This window comes from Microbacterium sp. H83 (assembly GCF_001650405.1).
Classification (GTDB): domain Bacteria; phylum Actinomycetota; class Actinomycetes; order Actinomycetales; family Microbacteriaceae; genus Microbacterium.
This window is the reverse complement of record NZ_LWCU01000055.1, coordinates 110,073-121,926: the sequence shown is the minus strand read 5'-3', so window position 1 is coordinate 121,926 and position 11,854 is coordinate 110,073. Positions and strand designations below refer to the sequence as shown.

The window sequence follows — 11,854 nt, the reverse complement described above, 5'->3', positions numbered from 1 at the left end:
CTGTGGATCCTCCGCCACCCGAAAGCCATCTCCGAATGGGACTGGGATCGCAACCCGCCCACCCGCGACCCCTGGTCCGGAGTCGACGTCTCCCACAAAGCCTGGTGGTTGTGCGAGGAGGGGCACTCCTGGGAAGCAAGCCCCCACGTGCGAGGCTCTGCCGAGACCAACTGCGAATATTGCATCGGCATGGACTTCTGGCCGGGACACACCGACCTCGGCACCCTGCGGCCAGACATCGCCGCGGAATGGGACACCACCCCAGGAGCCAACCGTGGGGACCCCCATCACGTGAGCGCCACCTCCGCCCGGAAAATCAACTGGAGGTGTACTGCTCACGAGCACACCTGGCCCGCCCAGGTGCGCTCCCGCACCACGCAAGAAAGCAGATGCCCCTATTGCAGCGGTAGCCGGGCGATACCGGGTGAAACAGATTTAGCCACCCTTCACCCCGGCCTCGCAGCAGAGTGGGATCACGAACTCAACGACAGCTCCATCACCCCGGAGACAGTCACCCCCGGATCCGACCGCGTCGTCTGGTGGCACGGCCCCTGCGACCACAGCTGGGACGCGGCTGTCGGCGACCGTTGCTCAGGACACGGGTGCCCGTACTGCTCCAATCAACGCACCCTCGCCGGTTTCAACGACCTCGCCACCACCCACCCTCAACTCGCCGAACAATGGGACCGCGCGAACTCCAAGACTCCGAGCGAGGTCACCGCGGGTTCGGATTACCCCGCAGTATGGCGTTGCGCGCTGAGTCACACGTGGGAGCTTCCCGTCTGGGGTCGCACGAAGGACAAGACGGGATGCCCCGTCTGCGCGAATCGCGTCGTCCTCGCGGGATTCAACGACTTAGGAACTCTCGACCCTCATCTGGCTTCGGAATGGGACCACAAAGCGGGGGCGAACGACCGAACACCCTCCGAAGTGGCCGTCAGTAGCTCCTATGAAGCCCAGTGGCGCTGCGCTGAGAATCACACGTGGCCAGCGACCGTCGCCAACCGACACGCGGGCTCGGGGTGCCCCTCATGCTCCGGCCGGGTCGCTATCCCGGGAGCCACTGACCTCGCGACACTGCGGCCCGACATCGCCGCACAGTGGGATCCCAGCAACGACTGCTCCCCAAATCAGGTCACGGTCTCCTCCCACGTGAAAGTGTCGTGGATCTGCCACCGCAATCACTCGTGGCCCGCGACAGTCAAAAACCGGACGTCCGGCTGCGGCTGCCCGTACTGCGCAGGAAAGCTACCCATCCCAGGGGAGACTGACCTTGCAACCCTGCGACCCGATCTCGCAGCGCAGTGGGATGCCTCTAACGCCCTCTCACCCACCGAGGTCACTGTCGGATCGGGGAGAAAAGTCACCTGGCACTGTGCCTGCGGGTATACGTGGCCATCGAGAGTTCAGACCAGAACCCGCAGGCCTCACGCCCGCTGCCCCGACTGCCGGAAATAGCGACTCTAGGTGCCAACGCCATCGAGCTTGCGGTTGGCGACCCTGAACCCTTCGAGCACGAAGGTCAGAGGCTCACGTGTTCGCTGCTCGCCCAAACGCGAGCGAGTCGAGAAGCGATGAAGGCCTGACCAAGATCGCACTGCCGACTCGCCACTCACGTCAGCGTCGCGGATTGTCGAGCCCGTGGACTTCTCAGAGGAGCTCGCTCACCAGCTGTTCGATGCGGCCACGGATATCGTCGCGGATGGGCCGCACGGCGTCGATGCCCTGACCAGCGGGGTCGTCGAGCTTCCAGTCTTCGTAGCGCTTTCCGGGGAAGAACGGGCACGCGTCGCCACACCCCATGGTGATCACGACGTCAGAGGCCTGCACCGCCTCGGTGGTGAGGACCTTGGGCTGCTCGGCGGTGATGTCGATACCAAGTTCCTGCATCGCGTCGACGGCGGTGGGGTTGATCTGATCCGCAGGCATGGACCCGGCCGAGCGAACTTCGATACGGTCGCCAGCGATCTCGCGAAGGAACCCGGCCGCCATCTGCGACCGTCCGGCGTTGTGAACGCAGACGAAGAGGACGGAAGGCTTAACGGTGGTGTCAGTCATGTTTGCTCCTGAATGGGCGGTAGAGGGGTTAGAGGAGAAGGTCGTCCACGAGAACATGGACGCGTGCGGCGATATCGTCACGGATCGCTTCGACGCCTTCGCGAGACGCGAGAGCGGGGTCACCCACCGCCCAGTCGTCGTACCGAACGCCGGGGATGATCGGGCAGACGTCCCCGCAGCCCATCGTGACAACCACATCTGCCGCACGCACCGCGTCGTCGGTGAGCGGCTTGGGATACCGGTCAGCGGCAATGTCACCTTCGATGTCCGTGAGCAGCGATCGGACGTGGGGGTGGATGACGTCCGCGGGATTCGACCCTGCGGAACGTGCAACGACCTTACCGCCGCTGATCTGATTCACGAGTGCTGCGGCGAGCTGGGAGCGTCCGGCGTTCGCAACGCACACGAACAGCACCTGCGGGACGGAGGCGTCGCGGTCCCTGGTGAGGTCAGCGAGGCGCTGCCGGGCGAACCTCTCGGTCAAGGGGATCAATGCAGAGGTGACGCGAGCAGTGCGGGCAAGGGACGTGTACGACTCGCGGACGATGGTGAGCACCACGTCGGCGTCGATCTCCGGGATCTCGTCGGCGAGCTCGTCAGCAAGATGAGTCACGCGCGCGTCGAAGTCGGGTCGTGTGTTTGCGTCCGTGCGCTCAACGCTCCACGGCTCACTCACGGTCGCGGGCGCGAACGAGTCCAGGAGTGCGGTGACCGCGCCGCGGCGGTTCGGGTTGATGCGGTACCAGACCCAGGTGCCGCGCCGCTCGGAGACGAGGACATCCACGTCTTTGAGGACTTTCAGATGGTGCGAGACGGTGGGCTGGGAGACGTCGGCGAGTTCGGCCAGGTCGCACACACACGACTCTCCGCGGGGGTCGGAGGCGATGGCGGACAGCATGCGCAGTCTGAGCGGGTCGGACAGCGCTTTCAGCGTCGCCGCAACCGAAGTGGCGGCGTCGACGCCGATCGCGTGGGTGGCGACGGGACTGCAGGTGTCGCCGGTGGTCGTCAGCGTGACGTTCATGGCTACATCCTTTCAGCGGTGTACGGGTTGGTGTGGAACCAGCGCCGGGCCGCCCACAGGGAGACGTAGACGAGTCCGACGAGCACGGGGACCTCGATCAGTGGGCCGACGACGCCGGCGAGGGCCTGACCGGAGGCGGCCCCGAAGGTGCCGATGGCGACGGCGATGGCGAGTTCAAAGTTGTTGCCCGCGGCCGTGAACGCCAGAGTGGAGGATCGGGCGTATCCGAGCCCGAGCGCCTTCCCGGTGAACAGTCCGATGAACCACATCACGGCGAAGTACGCCAACAGCGGCAGGGCGATGCGGGCCACATCCCACGGCCGGTTGGTGACCTGCTCACCCTGCAGGGCGAACAGCAGCACGATCGTGAACAGCAGGCCGTACAGCGCCCACGGTCCGATCTTCGGAAGGAACGTGTCCTCGTACCAGTCGCGGCCCTTCGCACGCTCCCCGATCAGGCGGGACGCGAAACCGGCGATCAGGGGGATTCCGAGGAAGACGAGCACGTTGAGTGCGATCTGCCAGATCGAGATCTCCAGTCCCTGCGAGTCCAGTCCAAGCCATCCGGGGAGCACAGTGAGGTAGAACCACCCGAGGAGGGAGAAGGCGATGACCTGGAACACGGAGTTGATGGCGACGAGGACGGCGGCGGCTTCTCGGTCACCGCAGGCGAGATCGTTCCAGATGACGACCATCGCGATGCACCGGGCCAGGCCCACGATGATGAGGCCGGTGCGGTACTCGGGGAGATCGGGAAGGAACGCCCAGGCGAGGGCGAACATCAGTGCCGGTCCGACGACCCAGTTCAGTGCGAGCGAGGAGATGAGGAGCTTCTTGTCGCCGGTGACGGCGGCGACTTTGTCGTAGCGGACCTTCGCGAGGACGGGGTACATCATCACCAGCAGGCCGAGCGCGATCGGCACGGAGATGCCGCCGACTTCGATGTGGGCGAGGAGCTCGGAGACGCCAGGGATGAAGCGGCCGACGAGGATTCCGGCGACCATGGCCAGTCCGATCCACAGCGGCAACCAGCGGTCGAGGGTCGACAGGCGGCGGGTGGTCGTTGTGGGGGTGGGTGCGGTTGCGGAGCTCATGCGAGGAGCGCCTCCATCTTCTCTGCGATTGCGGGCTTGGCGTGGGCGCCGATGAGCATGTCAACGCGCGCACCCTGGTTGTAGAAGACCAGCGTGGGGATCGAGGTGACGCCGATGGCGGTCACCGTGGCCGGGTTCTGGTCGGCGTCGAGCTTGACGATCTTGACCCGGCCGTCGTACTCGACGGCGAGCTGGTCCAGAAGTGGGGCGATCTGCTTGCACGGACCGCACCAGGTGGCCCAGATGTCCACCACGACGGGGATCTCGGAGTCGGTGACGTCGTTCTGGAATGTGGCGTCGGTGACCACGATCGGGACACTCATGCGAGGACCTCCTGGGCGTCGAATGCGGGCGCGGTGTCCGTGAGGGCCGCGAGGTAGTGCTGGGCGTCCTGGGCGGCCGCGCAACCCGTGCCGGCTGCGGTGATGGCCTGCCGGTAGGTGTGGTCGACCAGGTCGCCGGCGGCGAAGACGCCGTCGAGGGTGGTGCGGGTGGACGGGTGGGCGACCCGCACATACCCGTCAGCGTCCGTGTCGACGGAGCCTGCGACGAGCTCGGAGCGCGGGTCGTGCCCGATGGCGACGAAGACCCCTGTCACGGAGAGTTCGCGTTCCACTCCGGAGACCGTGTCGCGCAGCGTGACCGCCTCGACCTTGTCCGTCCCGAGGATGCCGGCTACTTCGCTGTTCCAGGCGACGTCGATCTTCGGGTGCTCGAGCACCCGCTGCGCCATGATCTGTGAGGCGCGGAACGTGTCGCGACGGTGCACCACGGTGACCTTCGACGCGAACCGGGTGAGGAACAGCGCTTCCTCCATCGCCGAATCGCCACCGCCGACCACGACGATCTCCTGGTCGCGGAAGAAGAAGCCGTCGCAGGTCGCACACCAGGAGACCCCGTGACCGGTGAGACGCTCTTCATCGGCCAGTCCGATCTTGCGGTAGGCCGACCCCATGGTGAGGATCACCGCACGCGCCAGGTAGGTGTCGCCCGATCCGGTGCGCACCGTCTTCACCGGCCCTGCCAGGTCGACCGAGACAGCGTCGTCGAGAAGGATGCGGGCACCGAAGCGCTCGGCCTGCGCGCGCATCGACTCCATCAACTCCGGACCCTGGACACCATCGACGAAACCGGGGAAGTTCTCCACCTCGGTGGTCGTCATGAGCGCACCGCCCGCGGTGACGGAACCGGCCAGCACGACCGGGGCAAGGCCCGCCCGCGCCGCATACACCGCAGCCGTATAGCCGGCGGGCCCGGATCCAATGATGATCAGCTCAACCTCTTGAATCGACATGTGTCTATATTGACACTTATCGATACAACGTGCAAGCCTGGTGTCACGCCAACGGTCCGGCGGGCGAGCGGCCCGCCGGAGGAGAGAAGGATGACGTGACAGACCCTCAGACCGTGCTGTTCATCTGCACACACAACGCCGGACGCTCACAGCTGGGCGCGCACCTGCTGGCCCGGCATGCTGGCGATCGACTGATCGCAGACAGCGCCGGCGTACACCCCGCTGCCGCGATCAACCCCGCGGTCGCCGCGTCTCTCGACGAGCTCGGCATCGACACCTCAGCGGCAGTGCCGCGCGCCGTCACCCCGGACGACCTCGCGAGCGCCGATGTGGTGGTACTGATGAAGCCGGGCTTGGAACTACCCGGGCCAGTCTCCGGTGAGGTCGTGCAGTGGGAGTTCCCTGATCCTGCGGACTGGTCCGTGGACAGCGACGCCGTGCGAGAACTCCGTGACGCTGTCGACCAGAACGTGCACGCCTTGGCAGCCCGACTGCTGGAATGACCGCCGGCGGGGTCAGCACCCCGTCTTGTAACGAGTATGCACGTAGGGAGCCCGTCCATCACGGACGGGCTCCCTCTTCCGGTGTTGGGTCGACTACTTGGAGCCGTATCCGACCGGGTTGCCCAGCGACGGCGTGCGGGGTGCGCAGGCGCAGTCGGACAGGTCGAGCTCGAGTTGGATGGTGACGGCGAGCGGGGTGCCGTCGCGGGGGTCTTCGATCGTGACGTTCTTCTCGATCAGCTGGTTGGCCATGTGAGTACTCCTTGGGTTGATTGCGCCCCGCGGGGCGCTGGGTGGTGGCTCGAGCTGCCGGTCAGCCGACGGCGACGCGGGTGGGCTCGAGCTGGATGACCGGCGCCGCGCAGCAACTGCTTCCGGCCCCGTCGAAGTCTCCGGATCCGCCGCAGACGCCGGTGTCGGGAAGGATGAGCTCGTTGCGCTCGGCTCCTGCATGATCGCCCGCGAGGTGCGCGGCGACGCTGCGGACTTGCTCGAACCCGGTGAGAGCGAGGAAGGTAGGGGCGCGGCCGTAGCTTTTTGCGCCGACGATGAAGAAGTCTGGCTCCGGCTGGGTGAGGTCGCGGGCCCCGGTGGCGCCGATCGATCCGCAGGAGTGGACGTTCGGGTTGATCTCCTCCGCGATCCCGGCGACCGCCTCCAGCGACGCATCCAGATCGATGCGCATCTCCGACAGGATGCTCACATCGGGACGGAACCCGGTCAGCGCGAACACCCGGGACACCCCGTCGACCTCCTTGCCGTTCTCCGCGACGATGCGCAGCCCCGCCGTCTCGTCGTGGAACTCGGCGACGCGGAAGCCCGTCACCACGTCGACAACACCGGCTTCGATCACCTTGCGCGCTCGAGTGCCCAGAGCTGCACGCTCGGGCAATTCATCGCCCGCTCCACCACCGAAGACGTTGCCCGTCGTGCCGCGACGCAGCAGCCACGTCACCCGGGTGCCTGGGGTCGTGCGCGCCAACTCGCTCAGCCGGAGGACGGCATGCACCGCGGAGTGCCCGGCACCGATCACGACCAGGTGCTGCCCCGCACACGCGGAGACATCCTCCGGGATGCGGTATGAGATCCGTGCGGCCGCGGCCCGCTCGCCGAGCGCGGGCAGCCCGTCCGCCCCGGCAGGGTTCGGGAGCGCCCATGTGCCGCTGGCGTCGATGACGGCGCGCGCGGAGATCCGACCTTCTGCCCCCTGCGTGTCCCGGGTGTGCACGATGAACGGCTGCCCCTTGCGGCCGCTGTCGACCATCAGGTCCCGGCCTTTGCGGGCGACACCGGTGACGGTGGTCGAGTAGATGACGCGGTCACCGAGGACGCGGGCGAGCGGGTCCAGGTAGCCGGCGACCCATTCGGCTCCCGTGGGGTAACCCGAGTGCGGTGCGGCCCACCCGGTCGGCTCCAGCAGACGCCGCGCGGCCGTGTCGGTGAGTTCCGGCCAGCTGGAGAACAGGCGCACATGTCCCCACTCGGACACCGCAGCAGCTGGTCCATCGCCTCGCTCAACGACCGTCACGGCGATGCCTCGCTCCGTCAGGTGGGCGGCCGCAGCAAGCCCTTGGGGGCCGGCGCCGATGACTACGACGGGAAGCTCGTTCATCACATCTCCTCAAATCGAAAAACTTCAATATGAATAGGCTGCTCCTCCTATCGAAGTTTGTCAATGCGTGCGATACTGGTGTCATGAGTCTTCCTGCCACCCTCGACACCTCGACGTCCTGCTGCGCCCCTCGGGTGACAGCAGCGATCACGGTCGAGGACGCGGATCGCGTCGCACGGGTCTTCAAAGCGCTCGGGGATCCGACACGGGTGCGCCTGTTGTCGCTGATTGCCGCCGGTGACGGTGGGGAGGCGTGCATCTGCGACCTCACCGCTCCGGTCGGACTGTCGCAGGGCACGGTGTCGCACCACATGAAGCTGCTCGCCGACGCGGGGCTCGTCACCCGCGAGCAGCGAGGGAAGTGGGCGTACTTCGCGATCACCGACGGGGCGCTGGACGCCGCCGCGGACACTCTTCGTTCGGTGTGACCGCTCGGGCCGCGGGCTCCCGGTTCGGGGGTCGGCTTGTCGCGCTGTCGCTGGGTCAGGTCATCAGCTGGGGCATTTTGTTCTACGCGTTGATCGTCGCCTCGCCCGCGATCGCGGACGAGACAGGGTGGCCCGTGGTGCTGGTCACATTGTCGTTCTCGGGTGGACTCGTTGCTTCGGCGATCGCGGGCGTCGTTGTCGGGCGCTGGCTCGACGAGCGTGGGCCTCGGATGATCATGACCGTGGGAAGCATCGTCGGTGCGGGTGGGCTGGTCATCGTGGCGGCCGCGCCGGATCTTGTCGTGTTCACGGCGGGGTGGATCGTGGCGGGGACCGCGCAGGCCGCGGTGTTGTACCAGGCCGCGTTCACGGTGATTGCTCGCCGGTACGGAGACCGCCGCCGGGGTGCAATGACGATCCTCACCCTCGCGGGAGGATTGGCGTCGACCGTCTTTGCTCCCCTCGTCGCCATGTTGCTGTCGATGATGGATTGGCGGTCGGTGTTTCTTGTCCTCGCCGTCGTCCTCGTGGTGACGACCACACCGTTGCATTGGTTCTTCCTCGAGTCGTCCTGGCCACCCGTCATTCATGGTGCATCGGCCGATCACCACACGGTGGCGAGCGTGGTGCGCACGCGACGCTTCTGGATGCTCGAGGCGTCGATGCTCACCCTGGCGGCGGCGCTGTTCAGCGTCACACTCGCAATCATTCCGCTGTTCACTGAGAAGGGGATGACGTACGAGCTCGCCGCATGGGCGCTGGGGCTGCTCGGCGCGGGCCAGGTGATCGGCCGACTGCTGTATGTCGCCGTCCCACACACCGCCGCACCCTGGGTGGCGTTGGCGGCGACGGCAGGGCTGAGCGCCATCGGGCTTGCTCTGATCGCGATCGTGCCCGGCCCGCCGTGGCTGCTCATCAGTATCGGCGTGGGGGTCGGAGCCGTGCGCGGTGCACAGACGCTTGTGCAGGGCTCTGCCGTCGCTGACCGGTGGGGCACCCGGAACTACGGCTCGATCAATGGTGTCTTCGCCGCACCGATCACGGCGATCGGTGCGGTCGGTCCCGCGCTCGGCCCACTCATCGCGGTGGCGACGGGGTCGTACTCCGCCATGGCGTGGGTTGCTGTGGGGTTCGCCGGGCTGTCACTCACCTTCGCCCGCTTCACCTGATCTCTCCGCCCGTCGATGCCGTCCGCCTCCAAACTGCGCGACGTATCGGCGTGGGCGGGGATCGTCGATCCCGCTGCGCGGGTTGACGTGCTCCACGCTTGGGTAGCGATCTGCACCGCATCCCAGGGGGAGCCGAGCGGCGGGGTATAAGACAGGTCGAGGTCGCTGATCGCATCTACGGACATGCTGTGGTGCAGTGCGGTCGCGAATGTATCGACGCGCTTGGAGATCTCGGCGCTGCGCGATCCGACCAGTTGCGCGCCGAGGAGACGCCCCGATTCAAGGTCTCCGGTCACACGGATATGGATCGGGGTGGCGCCTGGGTAGTAGCGCTTGTGGTCGTCGGCAGTGACGGTGTGGCTGTGCGGCCGATGCCCCGCGGTCTCGGCTTCATGATCGCGAAGGCCCGTGCGTGCAGCTACCAGGTCGAACACCTTCACGACCTGGGTTCCCAGGCTGCCGTGGAATCGCGCATCGGCGCCGACCGCGTTCGCGCCCGCGACGCGCCCTTGTTTGTGCGCGGTCGTGCCGAGCGGAAGATACGTGTCGCCGAGAAGGCGATGACGGGTGATCACACCGTCCCCGCCCGCCCAGATCTGCGGAATCCCTGTCTGCATCCGTTCGTCCACGATGACGGCGCCGCCGGCTCCGGTTCGTGCCCCGATTCCGGTGAGGAGCTCCACATTGGGGCGCACACCCACCACGACGAGGACCAGCTCGGCGCGACGCACGAACGGGGCACCGTCGCGGGTGCCCTGGACCGCAAGGAGCCCACTGTCGCGACCGATATCGTGCACCTGCATGCCCGTTTCCACCGTGACGCCATTGCGGTGGAGCTCGTCGCGCACGAGCGCTCCGAGCTCCGTGTCGAGGGTGGAGAGCACCTGGGGTCCGCGTTGCAGCTGCGTGACCTGGAGTCCGCGGATGGTGAGCGCTTCGGCCATCTCGAGGCCGACGTACCCCGCGCCGATGATGATCGCCGTCGACGGTTGATGCTCATCGATGTAGCTCTCAAGAGCGAAGGTGTCACCCATCGTGTGGAGCGTATGCACACCGTCCGCAGGCCCGAGCCGGTCGGTCCCGTGGATACCCGCCGTCGACGCGGATGCACCCGTCCCGACGACGAGCGCATCGTAAGGAATGGCGGACCCCGCTCCATCGCTGGTCCGCACCGCGAGGGTGCGGGCGTCGACGCTGATGCCTGTCGCGAGCGTGTTGGTGCGCACCTGGAGGCCGGCCGCTTCCAGATCGGCGAGCGTGCGATGTGCGAGGGACTGCCACGGTTGCACCTCCCGCGAGAAGTAATAAGGGATGCCGCAGATGGAGAAGTTCGGGTACGCATCGGCAACGACGACCGTCACATCAGCGGATTCGTCCACCTCTCGGGCACGGAGCGCCGCGGAGATTCCCGCGTCGCTTCCTCCGATCACGACCAGGTGCATGTGAGTCCTTTCTGTCGAGATCTCGCCGCCCGCGAAGCCTTGACGACGCGCGACATCCGCGCACCTGATCATCGCGTCGATCACGGCACGATCCGACACCCGGGCGGGAAGATCAACGAACCCTTTCGTCGCCGTTCACCTCACGTTCATATAGATAGCCTTCTATAACTACGTCGGATAGACAAGCATCTATGTGAAGCGGCGACTCGGCTGCTTCATCCCTCGAATACCTGAGATGAAGGAAGCACACGTGCGAAAGTCCACAGCAAAGATCTTCGCGTCCACCGCATTGGTCCTGGTCGGGGCACTAGCCCTGAGCGGGTGCGGCGGGCAGCCCTCCGGTGGTGACACCTCTGGATCCGGCGCGAGCGGGGGCGGACTGACCGGTTCGGTGAACACCGACGGTTCGTCGACCGTCGCCCCGCTGACTGAGGCCGCCGCTGACCTGTTCCGCGATGAGGAGAGCGGCGTGAACGTCTCGGTCGCGACGTCGGGTACCGGTGGTGGCTTCAAGACGTTCTGCGCCGGCGAGACGGATGTGTCCAACGCGTCGCGTCCGATCAAGGACGAGGAAGCTGCGGACTGCGAGGCCGCCGGCATCAAGTACACCGAGATCGTCGCCGCCAACGACGGCCTGTCAGTCATCGTGAACCCGGAGAATGACTGGGCGGAGGACTTGACCGTTGAGCAGCTCAACCTGATCTGGGGGCCGGAGGCGGAGGGCAAGATCACGAACTGGAACCAGGTCGATCCCAGCTTCCCCGACCAGGCCATCACGCTCTTCGGCGCCGGCACCGACTCGGGCACGTTCGACTACTTCACCGAGGAGATCAACGGCGAAGACGGTGCGATCCGCACCGACTACAGCCCCTCCGAAGATGACAACATCACCATCCAGGGCGTTGCGGGAGACGTCAGCGCGATCGGGTTCCTCGGCCTCAGCTACGTCGAAGAGAACGAAGGTGTCGTGAAGGCAGTCGCCGTCGACGGCGTGATGCCGAGCACCGAGACCGTGCAGGACGGCACCTACACCCCGCTGGGTCGCCCCCTGTTCATCTACGTGAACAACGCCTCGTACGTCGACAAGGAGCAGGTGAAGTCGTTCATCGACTTCTACGTCGCCAACTCCGCGGAGATCGCTGAGCGTGCACTGTTCGTGCCGTTGACCGAGGACCAGGTCACCACCGCCACCGACGAGCTCGCCTCGCTCGGCTGAGCACCGCACGCTCC

At 66.5% G+C, this 11,854-nt stretch carries 12 protein-coding genes and 1 pseudogene; 5 read left to right on the top strand and 8 right to left on the bottom strand.

The annotated features are described in order from the left end of the window. Positions 1-1,458 carry a zinc-ribbon domain-containing protein gene (locus A4X16_RS18515; RefSeq protein WP_442922920.1) on the top strand — a complete coding sequence of 486 codons (1,458 nt, stop codon included), beginning with the start codon at positions 1-3 and terminating at the stop codon, positions 1,456-1,458. A gap of 192 nt (positions 1,459-1,650) precedes the next feature. Here the strand turns inward: A4X16_RS18515 and A4X16_RS16740 are convergent, their stop codons facing one another. From A4X16_RS16740 to trxB, 5 genes are read right to left on the bottom strand one after another with little or no spacing between them, the layout of a single operon-like run. Then, positions 1,651-2,058, bottom strand: coding sequence for an arsenate reductase ArsC (locus A4X16_RS16740; RefSeq protein ID WP_017201945.1), 408 nt, complete (start codon positions 2,056-2,058; stop codon positions 1,651-1,653). A gap of 28 nt (positions 2,059-2,086) precedes the next feature. Continuing rightward, positions 2,087-3,082 carry a metalloregulator ArsR/SmtB family transcription factor gene (locus A4X16_RS16735; protein WP_067122911.1) on the bottom strand — a complete coding sequence of 332 codons (996 nt, stop codon included), beginning with the start codon at positions 3,080-3,082 and terminating at the stop codon, positions 2,087-2,089. A gap of 2 nt (positions 3,083-3,084) precedes the next feature. Further along, positions 3,085-4,176: an ACR3 family arsenite efflux transporter gene (gene arsB, locus A4X16_RS16730; protein ID WP_067122908.1), complete on the bottom strand. Its 1,092-nt coding sequence runs from the start codon at positions 4,174-4,176 to the stop codon at positions 3,085-3,087. Further along, positions 4,173-4,499, bottom strand: coding sequence for a thioredoxin (trxA, locus tag A4X16_RS16725; RefSeq protein ID WP_067122905.1), 327 nt, complete (start codon positions 4,497-4,499; stop codon positions 4,173-4,175). Before trxA ends, arsB begins: the two co-directional genes overlap by 4 nt. Further along, positions 4,496-5,470 (bottom strand): thioredoxin-disulfide reductase, encoded by a 975-nt coding sequence (gene trxB, locus A4X16_RS16720; protein WP_067122903.1) that lies wholly within the window; start codon positions 5,468-5,470, stop codon positions 4,496-4,498. The genes trxA and trxB overlap by 4 nt, the downstream gene beginning before the upstream one ends. 95 nt (positions 5,471-5,565) lie before the next feature. Here trxB and A4X16_RS16715 point away from each other — a divergent pair, with 95 nt between their 5' ends. Continuing rightward, the gene (locus tag A4X16_RS16715) at positions 5,566-5,973 is read left to right on the top strand and encodes an arsenate-mycothiol transferase ArsC (protein WP_067122899.1); all 408 of its coding nucleotides are present in this window, start codon (positions 5,566-5,568) and stop codon (positions 5,971-5,973) included. Positions 5,974-6,066: 93 nt separating this feature from the next. On the opposite strand, the gene A4X16_RS17960 is transcribed toward A4X16_RS16715, so the two are convergent. Continuing rightward, positions 6,067-6,225 (bottom strand): hypothetical protein, encoded by a 159-nt coding sequence (locus tag A4X16_RS17960; protein WP_157560284.1) that lies wholly within the window; start codon positions 6,223-6,225, stop codon positions 6,067-6,069. Between the two features lie 61 nt (positions 6,226-6,286). After that, the gene (locus tag A4X16_RS16710; RefSeq protein WP_157560282.1) at positions 6,287-7,585 is read right to left on the bottom strand and encodes an FAD-dependent oxidoreductase; all 1,299 of its coding nucleotides are present in this window, start codon (positions 7,583-7,585) and stop codon (positions 6,287-6,289) included. Positions 7,586-7,668: 83 nt separating this feature from the next. Here A4X16_RS16710 and A4X16_RS16705 point away from each other — a divergent pair, with 83 nt between their 5' ends. Both A4X16_RS16705 and A4X16_RS18375 read left to right on the top strand, forming a co-directional pair. Further along, a complete protein-coding gene (locus A4X16_RS16705; protein WP_197491866.1) occupies positions 7,669-8,013 on the top strand; it encodes an ArsR/SmtB family transcription factor in 345 nt (114 codons plus the stop codon). Beyond that, positions 7,947-8,954, top strand: a pseudogene (locus A4X16_RS18375) (MFS transporter); the annotation flags it as partial. The gene A4X16_RS16705 and the pseudogene A4X16_RS18375, both read left to right, overlap by 67 nt. Positions 8,955-9,016: 62 nt before the next feature. Here the strand turns inward: A4X16_RS18375 and A4X16_RS16695 are convergent. Next, complete coding sequence (locus tag A4X16_RS16695; protein ID WP_442789449.1) at positions 9,017-10,708, bottom strand: FAD-dependent oxidoreductase; 1,692 nt, start codon at positions 10,706-10,708, stop codon at positions 9,017-9,019. A 151-nt stretch (positions 10,709-10,859) separates the two neighbouring features. Here A4X16_RS16695 and A4X16_RS16690 point away from each other — a divergent pair, with 151 nt between their 5' ends. Continuing rightward, positions 10,860-11,840 (top strand): PstS family phosphate ABC transporter substrate-binding protein, encoded by a 981-nt coding sequence (locus A4X16_RS16690; protein ID WP_067122890.1) that lies wholly within the window; start codon positions 10,860-10,862, stop codon positions 11,838-11,840. The last annotated feature ends 14 nt before the right edge of the window (positions 11,841-11,854 follow it).